Origin of the sequence: Bacillus sp. CCB-MMP212, assembly GCF_022748145.1 — a bacterium.
Taxonomy (GTDB): domain Bacteria; phylum Bacillota; class Bacilli; order Bacillales; family Bacillaceae_G; genus Bacillus_A; species Bacillus_A cereus.
This window is the reverse complement of the sequence record NZ_JALDQE010000005.1, coordinates 518,962-537,290: the sequence shown is the minus strand read 5'-3', so window position 1 is coordinate 537,290 and position 18,329 is coordinate 518,962. Positions and strand designations below refer to the sequence as shown.

Below are 18,329 nucleotides of genomic sequence, written 5' to 3'. Positions count from 1 at the left end.
ATGATAACTAGAAAACTACCATTACATATAGACGATATTAAAAAAGCTCACAAGATTCTAGATAGAAATGCTCGTAAAACGCCATTAGTAAAATCTTTTTACTTGACTAGTAAAACGGGCGGAGAAATTCATTTGAAATTAGAAAATATGCAATTAACGGGTTCTTTTAAATTCCGTGGCGCATTTAATAAAATGTCGCGGCTCACGGATCAAGAAAAAGAAAAAGGTGTAATTGCATGTTCAGCAGGTAATCATGCACAAGGAGTTGCATTATCTGCTCATTTACTCGGTATTAAGAGTAAAATTGTTATGCCAATTTCTGCACCGCAGGCGAAAGTTGAAGCAACTAGAGGATATGGATCTGAAGTGATTTTACATGGTGAAACCTTTGATGATGCAAAGGCAAAATGTGAAGAAATTATAAGGGAAACAGGTGAGACATACTTACATCCATATGATGATGTAGAGGTAATGGCTGGTCAAGGTACAATTGGATTAGATATTCTTGATGATATGTGGGATGTAGATACTGTTATTGTACCAATAGGTGGAGGCGGAATTATTTCTGGTATTTCTGTAGCATTGAAATCTTTTAATCCATCGATTAATATAATTGGTGTCCAAGCAGATAATGTTCATGGAATGAAGGCATCTTACGATAAAGGAGCAATCGTAGAACATTATGAGGCACCTACTATTGCAGATGGTTGCGCAGTTAAAATACCAGGGGAATTAACATTTGAAATTGTAAAAGAATTAGTAGATGATATTGTAACTGTATCAGAAAAAGAACTGGAAGTAGCGATGAAAGATTTATTACAACGTGGGAAAGCTGTTGTAGAAGGTGCAGGTGCATTAGCAACTGCTGCACTTCTTGCAGGAAAAGTTGATAGTTATATAAAAGGGAAAAAAGTAGTAGCTGTTATATCCGGTGGGAACGTGGACTTACAGCGCATATCAAGTGTATGTGAGCACTTTTTTGTCGCTAATGAAGTGAAATAGTTTTATAAAAGAAGAGCTAAGAGAAATGATCTTAGCTCTTACTTTTTGTCTACCGTTTACTGTAAGTAGCAATAAATTTGCTGTTTAATGAATTGTTTTATTTAAGCGCCAATTTTTACACATATCTTGAATGTTACAATAATTATTTCAATATTGTCGAAACATAAGCAGAAATTTAATATAATAGTTTTAATATGCTAATGAGCGGTGAGGAGGGCAGGTCATGAATAAAGAAGAACAGGTCATGAACGGTTTCAGGGAATTATATAATAAGCTGGTTTGGCTTAATAAAGATAAGATGGAAGAAGGTCTTAAAGGTTTTAAGTCTTCTGAAGTCCACTGCATTGAATATATTGAAAACAATGCAGATTCTAACGTGACACAACTCGCAGAGGCTTTTTATGTGACTCGCGGTGCTATAAGTAGAATGACTAAGAAGCTCATACAAAAAGGCCTTGTTGAAAGCTACCAAAAGTCAGAAAATAAGAAAGAAATTTATTTTAGGCTTACCGAACAAGGGAAAGAAATTTATAAAATCCATGAAAATTTGCATAAAGAGTTTCAAGAGCGGGATAAAGCTGTATTTGAGCAAGTAACTGAAGAAGAATTCAACAGTATAATTAGCTTTGTGGAAAAGTATAGTAGACATTTGGATGCGGAAATAAAGAAACAAGGTATACATATTAAATCGTAATACATTTTAATAATGAAAAGGCAGCCTTACTCTAATGAGAATAGGCTGCTTTTTTATTATGTCATTTTTGTTGACTAATCAACAAAAATGGAGTTATCATTTTGTTGACGCAGCAACAAAAATGTTTTAAGGAGAGAAGTTAAATGTCTATATTTAGATCACAAAATGAAAGGGAAACTGAAAAAAACATAGATAAACATGCTTTACTATTCGGACTTATTTCTGTATTTCTTTGTGGTATAGGTTTCAGTATCATCATGCCTGTAGTTCCATTCTTAGTACAGCCATATATAAGTAATCCAGAAGAACAAGCATTAGTTGTTACACTACTAACTTCCGTATATGCGGCTTGCGTGTTTTTAGCTGCCCCAGTACTCGGAGCTTTAAGCGATAAATATGGGCGTCGTCCATTACTTTTAATATGCTTATTTGGTTCTGCAATTGGGTACTTAGTTTTTGGTATAGGAGGAGCTTTATGGGTACTATTTGCTGGACGCATAATAGAAGGAATAACAGGCGGGAGCATAAGTACTATCTTCGCATATTTTGCAGACATTATTCCAAAAGAGCAGAGAACGAAATACTTTGGATGGGTGAGTGCAGTTGTAGGTGCGGGAACTATCATTGGCCCAACCATTGGGGGGATACTTGCCAAGTTTGGTGATACTGTACCTATGTATTTTGGTGCAATCATAACGTTAATAAATGTTGTATATGGAATCAAATATATGCCTGAGAGCCTTGAAAAAAATAATAGGTTGAAAGAGATTACTTTTGTAAGGTTAAATCCTTTTGCACAGCTAGCAAACATACTTTCCATGAAAAATTTAAAGTGGTTACTTGTCTCAGCGTTTTTACTTTGGATACCTAACGGATCTTTACAAGCAATTTTCACGCAATTTACAATGGATACTTTCAGTTGGAAACCTGCATTAATCGGACTTATGTTTTCAATTTTGGGCTTTCAAGACATTGTTTCACAAAGTTTTATCATGCCAAAGCTTTTGATCAAGCTTAGTGATAAACAAATAGCAATTCTTGGGATGGTTTCGGAGATTATAGGATACAGTTCTATTGCGGCATCAGCTTTGTTTTCACTCTATCCACTACTTATCGTTGGGATGCTGATGTATGGTTTTGGGGATTCAATTTTCGGACCTTCATTCAACGGGATGCTTTCAAAGTCTGTTAGTTCTAGTGAACAAGGAAGGATTCAAGGTGGAAGCCAATCTATTCAAGCTTTAGCAAGAATGATTGGTCCTATTATTGGAGGGCAAATCTATGTATCGCTTGGTCATGCTGCACCTGCTTTTATGGGTGTGATCCTTATAGTCGCGGCAATAGCAGTTTTGTATAAGGGGACACATGCAACTGTATAACAGATAGAAATAAGAACAAATAAAAGGGTGCCAGAACTTAGGAATAAGTGCTGACACCCTATTTGTTTACGGTTTGAGGACTAAGAGAAATTCTTTTACTGTTTAGGAATTTATTCTGCAATGCTCTCATGGTAAATGACTAGATAGTTTAATTATGCTTGTGCTGAAGTAAATAATGACTCCATCTTTACTTTGCTCTTCTCTCGAATTTCAGCATCTGCATGGCGCATCACATATTTATGCGCTACAGCGATTGCTAAAACATCATCTAATAAGCCGATCCCAATAATAGCAGCTATATCTGGAATGAAATCAATTGCTAATACGTAATAAGATAAAGTGGCTAATATTATGAATTTCGCTTTAGTAGGTAATTCTTTCTTTTTCATTGTGTAGAATAAAATAAATACTTTCATATACGCTGGATTTACCGAGGTTTACAGAGCTTTTTTTGAACTTTTTCCAAAGTGTCTGTTTCTCCATATAAACACTCCTTTTACAAAAACATAGATTTTTTAAAAGGATGGACAAAGAAGTGAGAGATTAATCAATTTTATTGTTTTTCTTAATTATATATTTCCATAAAAATAGGGGAATACCTGTTCAAAATATTATAATGTGGATTATTTTGAACAGTGTTCCGTTACATAGTATGTGTTCGTTCCAAGTAAAGGTACTACGCAGGTAACGTTTGGTGGTAATACGTATTAAAGTTCATTTTCTACATTAATCTCTGCATTCGTACAATATTGAATTACTTCTAAATAATCTAAGGGTGCATTTATTGATGAGAACTTTTGTAATTCTTAAATAGCCTCTTTACTCGCTGGTGATTCATAGGCTTCTAATGTAATTCTGGTATTAATTGCAAGATTAGCCACTTCATCTAGCATTTCAGGTGTTACTTTGGTTCGAACCATTTTTCCTCTCTTTTCTCCCATTTTCTTAAAAGTTGTCGCTTCGGTGATGGCTTTTTTATTTTCTCAAATGAAGCCGATGAGTTTGAGTTTTAGAATTTTATCGTGGTATTATTTATGTAACAAGGGGATGTTGTAAGAAAAAATACAATTTGAGGGGAAAATGAGAATGGGAATTTATAATTATGAAGCGAAAGAGGATTTGCAAGTAGGAGAAGTTTGTTTAGAACGAGATATTTATGAAATTATAAATTTTTATAAGAAAGGGTCAATAGTTTTATGTGATTCAGTATCTCGTTTCAGTGCGAATTCAGACAGAATGTTTAAAGTGATAAATAGGATAGAAACATATATGCATAAAAATGAAGACTATACATATCAGGTTTCGGATAGACCCAATTTGATTTATGTAGTTGAGCAGGTAAGATAAGGAAGTATCCATAACGGGTGCTTTTTTCTTTGTTATATAGAAATTACACATTAAACGTGAATTCTAACAAAATGGATATTTGGATTCAAATTATTTGTGATATGTACAGTAAAATGTATGTGTATGATTTAGTTATTATTATGCATTTTATAAGCGGTATGGGGGAAGAAAAATGAAAATAATAGAACTACCAATTGAATTCGAATTTAACGGGCAAAAACAATGTATTTATCCAAGTTTAATTATATTACATAATGAATTAACGTTAGTTGATACAGGATATCCAAGTTTTTTACCTTTAATTGAAAATGCAATATTAAAACATGGATATGAGATGAAAAACTTAAAGAATATAATTATTACCCATTATGATGACGATCATATAGGGGCTGTATATGATTTTAAAGTGAAATATCCAAATATTAATGTTATTGCTAGTGAAATTGAATCTAACTATATTAATGGTGATATAAAATCAGAGAGGTTAGTTCAAGCTGAAGAAATGTTAGAACGTATGCCAAATGAAGAAAAAGAATTTGGCAAATGGTTTATACAACAGTTAAAAAATATAAAACATATTTCCGTCGATGAAAAAGTACATGATGGTCAAATGATTTTGAATAATGAATGTCAAGTAGTGGCAACGCCAGGACATACCTCGGGGCATATTTCATTATATTTTCCGAATTTAGACTGTGTAATTACAGGAGATGCAGCGGTTCAAGAGAATCGAGAATTAGTTATAGCTAATCCGAATTTTTGTTTAGATATAGAAAGGGCGGAACAGTCTTTAAATAGGATTAAAAGTCTTAAAGCAGCACAGTATTATTGCTATCATGGAGGAAAGCTTACTTTATAAAATAATGAAAACCGGTCTTTCCTAAATCGAAAAGATCGGTTTTTTAGTTCATATATTTTGCGATTTCAACCAAATCAGTAACATTATATTTCGGTAAAATTGAAATATATATGTAAAGAAGAATATATATAATTTGAGCAAGAGTATAGGGGGGAGAAGATGGGTTCGTTATTTGATGTAATAGCAGAAATCATTTTATTTTATCCTCGAAATGACATGAAATTGAAACACCATATCGCAAAATTAAGTGAATTAGAGTGGTTTCGAAATCTACATGAAGATCCGAAGTATACAAGATTAATTTGGAGTAATAGAAAAATTAAGAAGTTCATTTTGTCTTCTACTAACATGGAAGCATTAATAAAATCTGAGAAAAAGCAAAAAGAATTTGTTCATCTAGTACAGGATGAATATAAAAAAAGAAGATAAGAATTTTTTTATTTTTCATATTTGGCGAAACAAATGGTACAATGAAAGCTAATGTGAAAAATAAGGAAAAGAAGTGGTCTATTTGAAAAACTTTTTAGAATTAGGAATTAGTGAAACTTTTAATCATACATTACGTGAAAATGGAATTACAGAAGCAACACCAATTCAAGAGAAAGCGATTCCGGTAATACTGTCTGGTAAAGATATAATTGGTCAAGCAAAAACTGGAACAGGTAAAACACTTGCATTCGTGTTACCGATTTTAGAAAAAATCGATCCAGCGTCTAGTGATGTTCAGGCTTTAATTGTTGCACCAACAAGGGAGCTAGCACTGCAAATTACAGCTGAAATTAAAAAAATGCTTGTTCAAAGAGAAGATATTAATGTACTAGCGATTTATGGTGGACAAGATGTAGCGCAACAGTTGAGAAAATTAAAAGGTAATACACATATTGTTGTTGCAACACCAGGACGATTATTAGATCATATACGACGTGAAACAATTGATTTAAGTAATCTTTCAACGATTGTACTAGATGAAGCGGATCAAATGCTTTATTTTGGTTTCTTATATGATATTGAAGATATTTTAGATGAGACACCAGGTAGTAAACAAACGATGTTATTCTCAGCAACGATGCCAAAAGATATTAAAAAATTAGCGAAGCGTTATATGGATGAACCGCAAATGATTCAAGTACAAAGTGAAGAAGTAACGGTCGATACAATTGAGCAGCGTGTCATTGAGACGACAGACCGTGCAAAGCCAGATGCACTTCGTTTTGTTATGGATCGTGATCAGCCATTTTTAGCAGTTATTTTCTGTCGTACAAAGGTTAGAGCAAGTAAGCTTTATGATAATTTAAAAGGACTAGGTTATAATTGTGCTGAACTTCATGGTGATATACCTCAAGCGAAGCGTGAAAGAGTTATGAAGAGTTTCCGCGAAGCTAAAATTCAGTACTTAATCGCAACGGATGTAGCAGCTCGTGGACTTGATGTAGATGGTGTAACGCACGTATTTAATTTTGATATCCCTGAAGATGTAGAAAGTTACATTCACCGCATTGGCCGAACAGGACGTGCAGGTGGATCAGGTCTTGCAATTACGTTCGTTGCAGCGAAAGATGAAAAACATTTAGAAGAAATTGAAAAAACGCTTGGTGCACCAATACAAAGAGAAATAATCGAACAACCGAAGATAAAACGTGTAGATGAAAATGGAAAACCGGTACCAAAGCCGGCTCCGAAGAAATCAGGTCAAAATCGTCAAAGAGATAGCCGCGAAGGTTCAAGAAGTGAATCAAGACGTGATTCGAGAAATAGCTCGAGAAGTGATTCAAGAAATAGTTCGAGAAATAGTTCTAGAAATGAAAATAACCGATCATTTAATAAGCCAAGTAATAAAAAAGGTAGTACAAAGCAAGGTCAGCAAAGACGTGGTCGTTAAAGTGTGAAGTGGTAATTGGGATGAAGAGTTATATCGTTTGTTAATAGAGAAATCGATATATATAATAAAAAATCCTGATACAATTATTAATGCAGAAGGAGTCACAAAATTTGTGGCTCTTTTTGTATTTTAAGATTAGGTTGGTATGCATTTGCACCATAAGAGTAAAGTTTATAATTTCATTTACCGTATTTAAAGTAATTAAAAAAATAAAGAAAAAATAAAATGTGGAGCTTTAATTTGTACGAATGTTCGGATAGTTATATAATGATTTTCTGACTATTGAAATATGGAGGGTACAAATGAAAAGTGAAACGTTACACACACAAGAAGATATTTTAAAAATGCTCGATTCATTATTAAGACCTGCTGAACCCTTTTGGAATGAGTTTTATGAGAATAGAGAAAAGGATGTTCCGTTTTTTGAAAATGTTCCAGATGAGAATCTAGTTTCTTATATACAAAAAGAGAGAGTTTTAAAAGGGAAAGTATTAGAACTTGGATGTGGTCCGGGTAGAAATGCAATTTATCTAGCGAATGAAGGATTTGATGTAACAGCAGTGGATTTATCTGTAGAAGGCATTAACTGGGCAAAAGAGAGGGCATTGGCAAAAGGGGTAGAAATTCATTTTATTTGTGATTCAATTTTTAATTTAGAGGTTCAAAATGAATTTGATTTTGTATATGATTCGGGCTGTTTGCATCACATTCCACCGCATAGAAGAATAAATTATGTGGATTTAATTAAAAACTCATTAAAATCGGGTGGTTATTTCGGATTAACATGTTTTGCAGCAGGCGATTTAGATGAGCGAAATGGATCAGAAATAACAGATTGGGACGTATATAGAGAATGGAGTCTACAAGGTGGTCTTGCATACTCGGAAGAAAAGTTAAGAGAGATATTTAAAGAATTTGAGGTAATTGAGATTAGAAGGATGAAACAAATGAAACAACCGAATGAAATGTTTGGAGAATCATTTCTTTGGACAGCATTATTTAAGAAGAAATAATAAAGTAGATAATTGACAAACTCATCGTTTTTATAGACAATATATTAATAGGAATATACGTTCGGTTTTTGAGTGACGTATGTTTTACATAAATACATAACAAGGGGCTGTCTCCATATGAGTAACGCAAATCAAAAAATTACTACGTTTTTAATGTTTGAGGGCAAAGCTGAAGAAGCAATGAATTTTTATACGTCGCTATTTGATCAATCGGAAATTGTAAGTATTTCTCGCTACGATGAAAATGGACCTGGTAAAGAGGGAACTGTAATTCATGCAACTTTTACGCTAAATGGCCAAGAGTTTATGTGTATTGATAGTTATGTAAATCATAATTTTACATTCACTCCAGCTATGTCTCTTTATGTAACTTGTGAGACAGAAGAAGAAATTGAAACGGTCTTTCATAAACTAGCGCAGGATGGAGCAATTCTCATGCCTTTAGGTTCTTATCCGTTTAGTAAAAAGTTTGGCTGGTTAAATGATAAGTATGGTGTATCTTGGCAGTTAACTCTTGCTGAATAAAAAAGAAAAAGCATAGCTTATTTGTTTAATGGATTTAGTTAAAAGCTTGAAAAACTAAATAACATAAAAAAGCGTTCCAATTGTCAACAGATTTGGAATGCTTTTTTTGTGTCTTTTTAGAATTTTTAGTAATTATTAGTGTTTATCTGTTAATATAAATATAGACAACTATGTATGAACTATCAGGCGGGTTAATAGAAAAAGGAAAGCATAAATAGTTAATAAGTTTACACTTAAAATCCAACTAGATCGTTAGGAGGACTAATCGCAATGGATATTACACAACAAAACAGTAATGCATGGGATAAGAAGGTTGAAGAAGGTTCTAGATACACGCAGCCTGTAAGTAGCGAGGTTATTGAGAAAAGCAAATCAGGTGAATGGGAGATTACAGTCACTACGGAAAAATCAGTTCCTAGAAAGTGGTTTCCAAAGTCATTAGATGGATTAAAGATACTTTGCTTAGCATCAGGTGGCGGACAACAAGCACCTGTTCTAGCTGCTGCTGGAGCAGATGTAACAGTTACTGATATATCTAAGAAGCAATTGGAACAAGATGAAAAGGTAGCAAAACGGGATGGTTTGACTTTGAAAACAGTACAAGGAGATATGTCAGACCTTGGTGATTTTGAGGATGAATATTTTGATATTGTTATAAATCCTGTTTCTAATTTGTTTGTAAAAGATGTTCATCTTGTATGGGATGAAGTTTCTAGGGTTTTAAAGAATAAAGGTATTCTTATTGCTGGATTTACAAATCCGTTACTATGGATTTTTGATGATAACCAAGAGCAAAAAGGTATTCTTGATGTTAAACATTCAATTCCTTCATCAACATTGGATTATTTACCAGAGGATGAAGTTCAAGATTACATCGATTCAAATCAAACAATAGAATATGCGCATACTTTAGAAGACCAAATCCAAGGCCAAATTGAAGCTGGTTTTGTTATAACAGGTTTTTTTGAGGATGATTTTGGTGGAACAAGGATATTAGATAAGCATATTAAAACATTTATTGCGACAAAAGCTATAAAGTTAAAGATGGATTAAGAATTTTTGCTTGTCATACGGGGCGTTAGTCGAAGAATGCTCTTAAAATAGAAAAGGATGGTGCTTTCCATCCTTTTCCTTATGTATTTTGAGTGTCGAAACTATTCTCAAAACAAGTTTTACACTACCAATTGTATAATTAGGTTATGCTTTTATATTAAGAATTTTGCTGACCAAATCTTTTCCCGAGTTTAGCTAACAATTCAGGTTGATCGCTTTGGCTCATTATAACTTCAATAAAGATAAGTTGATTCTTATTAAAAGTTATATTTGTTAAGACTTCTGCTAATTCTGCTTCATTTTCTACTTTAAATGTTAGACTTTTTTCTTCTGACCCAAATACCATTGATAGTTTATTGTAATCCCACATTTGTATATCATTATAAGGTTGGTTTTGGCCGTGAATGGCACGTTCAACGGTGTATCCGTTGTTATTGATTAAAAATATAATCGGTTTTAAATTTTGACGTAGTATAGTTGATAACTCTTGGGCAGTTACTTGGAAAGAACCATCACCAATAATTAAAATGTTGCGCCGTGATAAATTGGCGAGCTGTGTACCAAGTAGAGCGGGCAGTGTATATCCGATAGATCCCCATAACGGTTGTCCTACATATGCAGTGTTATTAGGTAGAGGGATAGCAGCACTACCAAAGAAAGGTGTTCCTTGCTCTACAATTAAGACGTCGTTTTCTTGTAAGAAATGGTACATTTGCTGCCAAAAACGTTTTTGTGTGACCATTTGTGCTTTTGGGATGAACTCTTCAGTAAAAGGTGATGATTCTAAAATAAATGGCTTAACGTCAAGGGTATCTTTATTACGATGCTCAATTGAATCACTTAAATGTTGTAAAACATCCTGCATTACAACTGGACCGTATTTTTTATCTATAATTTTCACAGTGTAGGGATGGATTTCTATAACTTGTTCTTTTGTAAAACCTTGTGTGAAGCCGCCTGTAATAGTATCAGTTAACTTCACACCAATACTAATAATACAATCAGATTCATCAATTCTTTTTCTCAAGTACGGAGAACTTACATCACCAGTATAAATCCCTATAAATTGAGGGTGTTTTTCTGGGAATATTCCTTTTCCCATACTTAACGTCGCGATGGGAAACCCAGTTTTTTCTACAAATTGATGTAAATTTTCTTTAGCGTGAAATCGATCTACTTCAAAATCAGCTAAAATTACAGGTTTTTTGGCGTTATTTATTATTGAAGTGGCATGTAGTAGCATTTTATCCAACGCTTCTTTATTACTTAAAATCGGTTTATATAAAATTGGTTCTGTAGGTTTATTAATTGGTTTATTATATACATCAATCGGCAAATTAATATGAACCGGGCGTTTTTCATTCCAACATGCACGTAAAACACGGTCAATTTCCTCAGCAGCATGCTCAGGTTTTACATTTGTTTGTGCCACAGTGATTTCTCGATACATATTGGAAAAGTGATCGAACTTTCCATCTCCTAACGTATGATGGACGATTGCTCCATTTTCCATTACTTTTGTTGGTGGCGTACCCGTGATTTTTATAACTGGCACGTTTTCCGCATATGAGCCAGCAATACCGTTAATAGCGCTTAATTCTCCAACTCCGAAAGTAGTAATAAGAGCAGCGATTCCTTTTATGCGAGCGTACCCATCTGCTGCATATGCAGCATTTAATTCGTTACAATTGCCAATCCACTTTAAATTTTCATGTGCTACCACATCATCTAAAAAGGCAAGATTATAATCACCAGGAACCCCAAATATATGTTCAATTCCTAATTCATGTAGTCTATCCAATAAATATGTACTTACAGTATATTGTTTTTTCAAATGAATCATCTCCTAATTATGCAATGAATGTTTCAATAGACTAAATAAGTTCTAATGCGTTGATTAAAATATTCATTACTAGATTGTGGTATAATTTACATACAGGGGGAAAGTAGATGACACAACATAAAGAAGAACAGATGAATGAGGCATTAGCATTATTTTATTTTGCATATAAAACATTTACTGAAAAGCCAGATGAAATTATAAAAGAATATGGCATTCAACGAGTACATCATCGAATTTTATTTTTTATCGCACGTTTTCCAGGGATAAGTGTAAATGAGTTATTATCACTATTAGAAATAAGTAAACAAGCTCTCCACGGACCGCTACGTCAACTTGTGGAGAAGGGCTTAATTGAGAGTAATGAAGCTATGCATGATCGACGTGTGAAACAGTTGTCTTTAACAGAAAAAGGTACAGATTTAGAGAAAAAACTGAGTGATGTACAAAGACAACAAATGGGTGCTATTTTTTCAAAATTTGGTGAATCATATGAGGACAATTGGCACCAAGTTATGAATGAAATGGCAAATAGCCGATCAGGTTTTGATGCTTGGATAACGAAACGTGAACTACCAGTCGATCAAAAATAATGAAAAAACTTCTGTTTTTATCGTTTGAAAAAGAACAAATTTTATCCATACATTTGGCAACTATGATTTGGTCATAGAGTGAATGGATAAAAAGATACATTACTAGATACTTTATACGTGTACGCAATGGAACAATAAAATTCACATTTCCGAAAGGGGAATTATAATGATAAAACTTGTACTTATTCGTCACGGACAAAGCTTATGGAATCTTGAAAATCGCTTTACTGGATGGACAGATGTTGATCTATCAGAGAATGGATTAAGTGAAGCGAGAGAAGCAGGAGCAATATTAAAGAAAAACGGATATACTTTTGATGTGGCTTATACATCTGTATTAAAACGCGCAATTCGGACGTTATGGATTGTACTTCATGAGATGGATCTTACTTGGGTCCCAATACATAAATCTTGGAAGCTAAATGAAAGACATTATGGTGCATTGCAAGGGCTGAATAAAGATGAAACTGCACAAAAATATGGTGAGGAGCAAGTTCATATTTGGAGAAGAAGTGTTGATGTAAGACCACCGGCTCTTACTGAAGACGATCCTCGATATGAAGCGAATGATCCAAGATATAAAACACTCAAAAAAGGTGAATTTCCATTAACTGAATGTTTAGAGGATACGGAGAAGAGAGTACTTACTTATTGGCATTCAGAAATTGCGCCGACATTAAAAAGTGGTAATAAAGTAATTATTTCATCACACGGTAACACAATTCGCTCGCTAGTAAAATATTTAGACAACCTTTCAAGTGATGGTGTAGTTTCATTAAATATTCCCACTAGCATTCCGCTTGTTTATGAATTAGACGAAAACTTACGTCCGATTCGTCATTATTATTTAAGTATGGATGGAGAAGTACCTGAAGGGGAAATTCCGAAACATATTTCTTTTTAATACGAAAATTTGAAATGAATGCTTGTCTACATATACAATATAGACTCATGGTAAAGTAAAACTTTAATCAGTGGGGGTCTTACTGCCCACAAATAGCAGGATAAAAGACGTGGTACCTTCTAATATATATGCGATGTAGCTAATTTTAGAAGCTTGTCCACGTCTTTTGTCATAAAGAGAGCAACTTGCGCATGTAATGATATCGTGAGTAGTTTTTGAATGGAGGGTGATGTGATTAATGATCTCTAACATTCGAATTGGCTTATTTGTTTTAGCGATTGTCTTTGTAGTCCTTGTTTTCTTTTTTTGGAAAAATGAGGAGTTGTACGAGGAGAAAAAGCAACGTATTAGAAAGACTTGGTATGGTTTGTTTATCATATCTGTCACTGTGTATTTCATGATAAAAGGAATCGATTTAACCCTCTGGAAAAATCTTTTAATGTTTACTGCGATGGTTATTTTTGTTGATATTGCGTTCATTTTAACACCTAATATTTCAGAAATATGGGGTGCGAAATTTAGTGATATTGGCAAGACAGTTCAATCGATAAAACGATCATTAATTGCATCTAAAGCGAGAGGAGAAATATACACGACAATTATTCAAAATGTTAATCCATCAGTATTCGGTACGATGGAATGGCATACGGAAGAGGAATATACAAAGAGCTTAAATGCATTTTTAGATTCATATGGGGAAAAGATTGGCGCGAAAATTGTTGTTTTTGAAGCCGCGAAAGAGTTAAATACAAACTTTCGTGGTATTCGCTCGCAATTTAGTATTATCGTTCCGTTAGAACATATCGAGCAATTGAATGAGCAGAAAGCGGTGCAAGTAGAAAATGTCGGGATTATACCAGCAAAAATAGTAAGTGACGTTTTCATTGTTATTGATGGAAAGAAAAATAACCTGCAAGATCGGGATTTTGAAAATGTATATAATTTAACAATACATCATAGTTATTTTAGTAAATAAGGACAGAATCTTTTTCTGTCCTTTTCTTATATACATAAATTAAAAACAAAATCCGACAAAGTTGAATAAAATTGGACAATCATTCCTACACTAGCATGTAGAGGTGATTGTAGTGGTAAAAGATTATGACAATGATTTTTTTAAAGAAGATAACGAAGATACAACAGATTTCTCTTTAATAAAAGGGGATACGTTGCAGCAAGTAGAAGAATTAGAAGAAGAATTAAAAAGAAAATCATAAGTGTACACTCTTTCTACATTTGCTATATAATATAAATAAAAGGTTGTATCTTTTTGAAAAGGGGGAGAAGAGATGGCTGAAGTCAATGTACAAAAGTCTTCGTTTTTTAAAGAAAAAAAAGAAGAATCAAATACAGATTTCTCTCTTGTGAAAGGTGCATTAACGGAGAATATAAATCGGTTAGAGAAACTGATGAATAATAGTAGTTCAAAATATATACAGGTGAAAAGAACAAAAGAAAATGCATAGAGCATTTTCTTTTTTTTTTATTTAATAGTAAACTTTTCTCTTATTTTTTCAGGCAAATCTGCTTTCTGAATCTCTTCATAGGACTTTACTTCAATTGATGATATTTCATTTTTATTATTATCATCTTGATCTACATAAAGGCGTAAAAACGCGTCTGCATTTAATTTATGATTGTTTTCTTTTTTTGTACTTCTAAATGTAATTTGTTTTTTGACGCCATCTTCATCATATGCGGGCAGCGTATAGTTTCGTAAGTTTCTACCATCTACCTTTTCGATAGTTCCTTCGCCTTTTATCTGCATGTAATATACATCTTTACCAATTCTATTTAGTGACGCTCTCTCACAGCCAATAGTAAAACTAGAAAATAATAAACATAGTGTAATAATTGCTAAAAACTTTTTCATTTTCTTTATCTCCTTTAATGTGTTTCTTTAAAAAGTATACGGCTATTATTAAATGAGAAAAATCGATATAGATTACAATGCCCTTACAATGTTGTAAGAGTGTTTTACATAAAATGAACAATAAAAGTTAAAAGAAAGGTAAAATAATGAATCATGGTATAATGATAAAAGACTTACATAATATTTTTTCATTTTGAAAGGAGCTTGAAAAATGTATTCTACTTTAGAACAATTAACAAAGCACCCTGTATTTTATCATTTTGCAGAAATTTCAAAGATTCCTAGAGGATCAGGTAATGAAAAGGAAATTAGTGATTATTTAGTGGGCTTTGCAAAAGAGCGTAACTTAGAAGTCATTCAAGATGAAGCATTAAATGTCATTATTAAAAAAGAAGCAACAGCTGGTTATGAAAATGTACCAGCTATTATTATTCAAGGTCATATGGATATGGTTTGCGAAAAAAATCAAGCAACAGTACATGATTTTGAAAAAGATCCAATTGAATTAAGAATCATTGGGGATATGTTATATGCAAATCAAACAACTTTAGGTGCTGATAATGGTATTGCAGTTGCGTATGCATTAGCTTTATTAGATTCAAAAGAAATTACGCATCCAGCACTTGAAGTCGTTATCACTACTGAAGAAGAAACGACAATGGGCGGGGCTTTTGCTATTGATCCAAATCATTTTGAAGGAAAGATATTTATAAATATTGATTCTGAAGAAGATCATAAATTACTTGTAAGTAGTGCAGGTGGTGCGAAAGCTGTTGAAACAATTCCCGTAATTTGGGATGAAACGCCAGCGAATATGGATGCATACCGTCTATATGTTGGTGGTCTAAAAGGCGGACATTCTGGTATGGAAATTGATAAACAACGTGGTAATGCGAACAAAGTATTAGGACGAGTATTACGTGATTTATCAGCACATACGGAGTTTAACATAAGTGAAGTTCACGGCGGATTAAAAACGAATGCAATTCCGCGTGAAAGTGTAGCTACAATTTTAATTCGTACAGAAGATGTAGGACAAGTAGAAGAAAAACTAGAATCATGGACACGTGTATTACAAGAAGAAATGCGTGCTGTTGATCCAGATGTTCATGTTACACTGACAAAATTGGATGGAAAAGTTGAAAAAGTATTTGCTAAAGAGACACAAAAGCAGCTTATTTCATCATTATTCTTAATTCCAAATGGCATTCAAAGTATGAGCATGGATATTAAAGGTCTTGTAGAAAGCTCAACAAATTTAGGCGTTATTGAAACGTTGCAAGATGAAATTAAATTACGTAACGAAGTGCGAAGTTCTGTAAGTAGTTTAAAACAACATGTTGCAGAAGAAATCAAATATATTGCTGAATTAGTTGGTGCTACATTTGAAATAGAGTCAGAGTATCCAGAATGGCCATACAATCCAAACTCACAAATTCGTAATTTATTTGAAAAAGTGCATCAAGAAAAATACAATAAAGAAATTGAAATCTTCGCTGTGCATGCGGGGATTGAGTGTAGCGCATTCGTTCAAAAAATGCCTGAATTAGATGCAATTTCATTCGGACCAGACATTTTTAACGTCCACACTCCAGATGAACATATCAGTATCTCTTCTGTAGTGAATAACTGGGGATTCTTCATTGATGTAATGAAGGGTACAAAAGAATTAGCTAAGTAATAACGACGAAATAAAAAGGAGCCTATAAAAATTTATAGGCTCCTTTTTTGTATTGGAATTTATCCCGCTATTTGCAGAGCAGCCCGATTGGTTTAACTAACAATCAGTGGGGGATGAATAAAACCACTACTGATCAAAGTTTCACTTTATGAGAAGTCATTTTTCGTTAGTATGTAATATTAAGCTTGAACAATTAATAAGGATGAATTGTTGATGTTTTTTAGTACTGATGAAGGGGTGGAGAAATGAAGGGAAGAAAGCATTTTATTGTTTGTATGTTTTTATTGTTCTTCACATTTAGTTTTATTGGTGTTCAGAAAATAATAGCAGAAGAAGTTGAATTTACAGGAACAACAGCTCCATTGAATGTAAATGTTAGAGAGGCAAAAAGTTTGAATGCAAATATTGTAGATGTGATTCCCGGAAATACAACAGTATCTTTTAAAGGATGGGAGTATGGTGAAGCGGTTAAAGATTACTGGACAGGAAATTTAGATAATCGTTGGTTTTATTATTTTAAAGATGGAAAAAAAGTATATGTAACGTCAGCGTATATTAATGGAAATCCTCCAAATACATCAATAGATCGTAAATTATCTGTACCTAACATATTACAAGAAAGATCAAATTGGTGTTGGGCAGGCACTTCGGTTTCAGTTTTAAATTATTTTGGGAAAACTCCTTCACAAGATCAGTACGTTAGGTATGTTAAGGGTGGATCATATAATAATCCTGCAACTTCACGTGAAATACAATATGGATTATCAGGATATGGTGTTAGCTCAGCTATAAGTTCTGGAGCAAAATCATATGATTGGTTCAAAAGTCAAATTAATAGTAATCAGCCGATGATTGCACTCATTATGTGGCAAAATGGGGCTAACATCGGACACTTTTTAGTACTTGATGGATTTTATAAAGGGACAAATGGAACAGATTATATAACGTACATGGACCCTTGGTATGGTGATCATTATAATCATAATTTCAGTACGTTCCATAACAATAATAATTTTTGGTGGAGTGAAACTGTTTATAATATCCATGCAAACTAATAATATTAAAAGCGGGGGTTCATAAATGGGAAAACTACTTAAGCTTGTGATACCGTGCATGTGCTTAATGACCGTTATTATTTTCGCTAGTAAAATTAGTTATGCATCAAAAAATAAAAGTGAATCAGTACAATCGATCGCATTAAAAGATTATCAATATAGTAAGGGAAGTTCTTCTGAAAATTTAAGTTTTGAAAAAATAACAACATCTCCATTTTCGTTACCAATCTATGCAACAATTCCAGCACAGCAAATTTTAAATAGCTCTGAATTTAAGAATTTACTATTACCAACAAATGAAAAGCTGTGGTTTATTATGAAGGGTGAGCAGCCAGAAGGACTAATTGTTGCGAATGATATTGAACCGATTCGAACGGGCGGAGAAAATAGAAGTAAAGATTTATATGGATTATATACAGCAATAAAGAATAATACAAATGATAAAAAAGATATTAGTTATTTCGAATTTGAAGGGCAAGGAATATTGGTAGTAAATCAAAATAATGATCAAGAAATATACCTTAGTAAAGGTGCCGCTGCCATATTAAAACTTCCTACTGGTCAAAAAGTATTGAGCAGTGAAGTATTACAGAAAATGAAAGAGAGAATTGTAACTGCTTTTGAATAGTTAA

The 18,329-nt window shown here is 33.2% G+C and carries 20 protein-coding genes and 1 pseudogene; 18 read left to right on the top strand and 3 right to left on the bottom strand.

Annotated features, from left to right (window positions below; genetic code table 11):
• From tdcB to MRP26_RS17365, 3 genes are all read left to right on the top strand, one after another.
• Window positions 1–1,002, top strand: coding sequence for a bifunctional threonine ammonia-lyase/L-serine ammonia-lyase TdcB (tdcB, locus tag MRP26_RS17375; protein WP_061661061.1), 1,002 nt, complete (start codon window positions 1–3; stop codon window positions 1,000–1,002).
• Between the two features lie 223 nt (window positions 1,003–1,225).
• On the top strand, window positions 1,226–1,696 hold the full coding sequence (locus MRP26_RS17370) for a MarR family transcriptional regulator (protein WP_001030904.1): 471 nt from the start codon (window positions 1,226–1,228) through the stop codon (window positions 1,694–1,696).
• Window positions 1,697–1,839: 143 nt separating this feature from the next.
• The gene (locus MRP26_RS17365; protein ID WP_075719137.1) at window positions 1,840–3,075 is read left to right on the top strand and encodes an MFS transporter; all 1,236 of its coding nucleotides are present in this window, start codon (window positions 1,840–1,842) and stop codon (window positions 3,073–3,075) included.
• Window positions 3,076–3,227: 152 nt separating this feature from the next.
• Here the strand turns inward: MRP26_RS17365 and MRP26_RS17360 are convergent.
• Window positions 3,228–3,558: pseudogene (locus tag MRP26_RS17360) on the bottom strand (YkvA family protein).
• A 603-nt stretch (window positions 3,559–4,161) separates the two neighbouring features.
• Between MRP26_RS17360 and MRP26_RS17355 the strand changes: the two are divergent.
• The 7 genes from MRP26_RS17355 (at window position 4,162) to MRP26_RS17325 (ending at window position 9,751) form a co-directional block, all read left to right on the top strand.
• Complete coding sequence (locus tag MRP26_RS17355; protein ID WP_000513517.1) at window positions 4,162–4,422, top strand: hypothetical protein; 261 nt, start codon at window positions 4,162–4,164, stop codon at window positions 4,420–4,422.
• Between the two features lie 172 nt (window positions 4,423–4,594).
• Complete coding sequence (locus MRP26_RS17350; RefSeq protein ID WP_016512845.1) at window positions 4,595–5,281, top strand: MBL fold metallo-hydrolase; 687 nt, start codon at window positions 4,595–4,597, stop codon at window positions 5,279–5,281.
• A gap of 159 nt (window positions 5,282–5,440) precedes the next feature.
• A complete protein-coding gene (locus MRP26_RS17345) occupies window positions 5,441–5,710 on the top strand; it encodes a hypothetical protein (protein WP_224980964.1) in 270 nt (89 codons plus the stop codon).
• Between the two features lie 73 nt (window positions 5,711–5,783).
• Window positions 5,784–7,160: a DEAD/DEAH box helicase gene (locus tag MRP26_RS17340; RefSeq protein WP_242806472.1), complete on the top strand. Its 1,377-nt coding sequence runs from the start codon at window positions 5,784–5,786 to the stop codon at window positions 7,158–7,160.
• 302 nt (window positions 7,161–7,462) lie between these two features.
• Entirely contained in the window at window positions 7,463–8,173 is a 711-nt protein-coding gene (locus tag MRP26_RS17335; protein WP_053564497.1) for a class I SAM-dependent methyltransferase, read from the top strand.
• A gap of 117 nt (window positions 8,174–8,290) precedes the next feature.
• Window positions 8,291–8,698, top strand: coding sequence for a VOC family protein (locus MRP26_RS17330; RefSeq protein ID WP_000063589.1), 408 nt, complete (start codon window positions 8,291–8,293; stop codon window positions 8,696–8,698).
• 270 nt (window positions 8,699–8,968) lie between these two features.
• Window positions 8,969–9,751 carry a class I SAM-dependent methyltransferase gene (locus tag MRP26_RS17325; RefSeq protein WP_053564495.1) on the top strand — a complete coding sequence of 261 codons (783 nt, stop codon included), beginning with the start codon at window positions 8,969–8,971 and terminating at the stop codon, window positions 9,749–9,751.
• 157 nt (window positions 9,752–9,908) lie between these two features.
• Here the strand turns inward: MRP26_RS17325 and MRP26_RS17320 are convergent, their stop codons facing one another.
• Window positions 9,909–11,594, bottom strand: a complete 1,686-nt coding sequence (locus MRP26_RS17320; RefSeq protein ID WP_078401833.1) for an alpha-keto acid decarboxylase family protein — start codon at window positions 11,592–11,594, stop codon at window positions 9,909–9,911.
• 107 nt (window positions 11,595–11,701) lie between these two features.
• On the opposite strand from MRP26_RS17320, the gene MRP26_RS17315 reads away from it, so the two are divergent.
• The 5 genes from MRP26_RS17315 to spoIISB all read left to right on the top strand — a co-directional run bounded on the left by MRP26_RS17315 (window position 11,702) and on the right by spoIISB (window position 14,554).
• On the top strand, window positions 11,702–12,184 hold the full coding sequence (locus MRP26_RS17315; protein WP_053564493.1) for a MarR family winged helix-turn-helix transcriptional regulator: 483 nt from the start codon (window positions 11,702–11,704) through the stop codon (window positions 12,182–12,184).
• A 166-nt stretch (window positions 12,185–12,350) separates the two neighbouring features.
• Window positions 12,351–13,088, top strand: a complete 738-nt coding sequence (gpmA, locus tag MRP26_RS17310; RefSeq protein WP_053564492.1) for a 2,3-diphosphoglycerate-dependent phosphoglycerate mutase — start codon at window positions 12,351–12,353, stop codon at window positions 13,086–13,088.
• 238 nt (window positions 13,089–13,326) lie between these two features.
• Window positions 13,327–14,064 carry a type II toxin-antitoxin system SpoIISA family toxin gene (locus MRP26_RS17305; protein WP_053564491.1) on the top strand — a complete coding sequence of 246 codons (738 nt, stop codon included), beginning with the start codon at window positions 13,327–13,329 and terminating at the stop codon, window positions 14,062–14,064.
• 112 nt (window positions 14,065–14,176) lie between these two features.
• Entirely contained in the window at window positions 14,177–14,305 is a 129-nt protein-coding gene (locus tag MRP26_RS17300; protein ID WP_000237818.1) for a hypothetical protein, read from the top strand.
• 72 nt (window positions 14,306–14,377) lie between these two features.
• Window positions 14,378–14,554, top strand: a complete 177-nt coding sequence (spoIISB, locus tag MRP26_RS17295; RefSeq protein WP_000852629.1) for a stage II sporulation protein SB — start codon at window positions 14,378–14,380, stop codon at window positions 14,552–14,554.
• A gap of 17 nt (window positions 14,555–14,571) precedes the next feature.
• Here spoIISB and MRP26_RS17290 read toward each other — a convergent pair whose 3' ends face one another.
• Window positions 14,572–14,961 carry a YxeA family protein gene (locus MRP26_RS17290; protein ID WP_000713869.1) on the bottom strand — a complete coding sequence of 130 codons (390 nt, stop codon included), beginning with the start codon at window positions 14,959–14,961 and terminating at the stop codon, window positions 14,572–14,574.
• 211 nt (window positions 14,962–15,172) lie between these two features.
• Here MRP26_RS17290 and pepD point away from each other — a divergent pair, with 211 nt between their 5' ends.
• The 3 genes from pepD to MRP26_RS17275 all read left to right on the top strand — a co-directional run bounded on the left by pepD (window position 15,173) and on the right by MRP26_RS17275 (window position 18,325).
• Window positions 15,173–16,642, top strand: coding sequence for a beta-Ala-His dipeptidase (gene pepD, locus MRP26_RS17285; protein WP_000287549.1), 1,470 nt, complete (start codon window positions 15,173–15,175; stop codon window positions 16,640–16,642).
• A 245-nt stretch (window positions 16,643–16,887) separates the two neighbouring features.
• Window positions 16,888–17,697 (top strand): papain-like cysteine protease family protein, encoded by an 810-nt coding sequence (locus MRP26_RS17280; protein WP_000678370.1) that lies wholly within the window; start codon window positions 16,888–16,890, stop codon window positions 17,695–17,697.
• Window positions 17,698–17,722: 25 nt separating this feature from the next.
• Window positions 17,723–18,325 carry a hypothetical protein gene (locus MRP26_RS17275; RefSeq protein WP_242806471.1) on the top strand — a complete coding sequence of 201 codons (603 nt, stop codon included), beginning with the start codon at window positions 17,723–17,725 and terminating at the stop codon, window positions 18,323–18,325.
• The last annotated feature ends 4 nt before the right edge of the window (window positions 18,326–18,329 follow it).

Excerpts from the sequence above, each read along its gene's own strand:
- tdcB (WP_061661061.1), top strand. The coding sequence starts at position 1 with ATGATAACTAGAAAACTACCATTACATATAGACGATATTAAAAAAGCT.
- MRP26_RS17370 (WP_001030904.1), top strand. The coding sequence starts at position 1,226 with ATGAATAAAGAAGAACAGGTCATGAACGGTTTCAGGGAATTATATAAT.
- MRP26_RS17365 (WP_075719137.1), top strand. The coding sequence starts at position 1,840 with ATGTCTATATTTAGATCACAAAATGAAAGGGAAACTGAAAAAAACATA.
- MRP26_RS17355 (WP_000513517.1), top strand. The coding sequence starts at position 4,162 with ATGGGAATTTATAATTATGAAGCGAAAGAGGATTTGCAAGTAGGAGAA.
- MRP26_RS17350 (WP_016512845.1), top strand. The coding sequence starts at position 4,595 with ATGAAAATAATAGAACTACCAATTGAATTCGAATTTAACGGGCAAAAA.
- MRP26_RS17345 (WP_224980964.1), top strand. The coding sequence starts at position 5,441 with ATGGGTTCGTTATTTGATGTAATAGCAGAAATCATTTTATTTTATCCT.
- MRP26_RS17335 (WP_053564497.1), top strand. The coding sequence starts at position 7,463 with ATGAAAAGTGAAACGTTACACACACAAGAAGATATTTTAAAAATGCTC.
- MRP26_RS17330 (WP_000063589.1), top strand. The coding sequence starts at position 8,291 with ATGAGTAACGCAAATCAAAAAATTACTACGTTTTTAATGTTTGAGGGC.
- MRP26_RS17325 (WP_053564495.1), top strand. The coding sequence starts at position 8,969 with ATGGATATTACACAACAAAACAGTAATGCATGGGATAAGAAGGTTGAA.
- MRP26_RS17320 (WP_078401833.1), bottom strand. The coding sequence starts at position 11,594 with ATGATTCATTTGAAAAAACAATATACTGTAAGTACATATTTATTGGAT.
- MRP26_RS17315 (WP_053564493.1), top strand. The coding sequence starts at position 11,702 with ATGACACAACATAAAGAAGAACAGATGAATGAGGCATTAGCATTATTT.
- gpmA (WP_053564492.1), top strand. The coding sequence starts at position 12,351 with ATGATAAAACTTGTACTTATTCGTCACGGACAAAGCTTATGGAATCTT.
- MRP26_RS17305 (WP_053564491.1), top strand. The coding sequence starts at position 13,327 with ATGATCTCTAACATTCGAATTGGCTTATTTGTTTTAGCGATTGTCTTT.
- spoIISB (WP_000852629.1), top strand. The coding sequence starts at position 14,378 with ATGGCTGAAGTCAATGTACAAAAGTCTTCGTTTTTTAAAGAAAAAAAA.
- MRP26_RS17290 (WP_000713869.1), bottom strand. The coding sequence starts at position 14,961 with ATGAAAAAGTTTTTAGCAATTATTACACTATGTTTATTATTTTCTAGT.
- pepD (WP_000287549.1), top strand. The coding sequence starts at position 15,173 with ATGTATTCTACTTTAGAACAATTAACAAAGCACCCTGTATTTTATCAT.
- MRP26_RS17280 (WP_000678370.1), top strand. The coding sequence starts at position 16,888 with ATGAAGGGAAGAAAGCATTTTATTGTTTGTATGTTTTTATTGTTCTTC.
- MRP26_RS17275 (WP_242806471.1), top strand. The coding sequence starts at position 17,723 with ATGGGAAAACTACTTAAGCTTGTGATACCGTGCATGTGCTTAATGACC.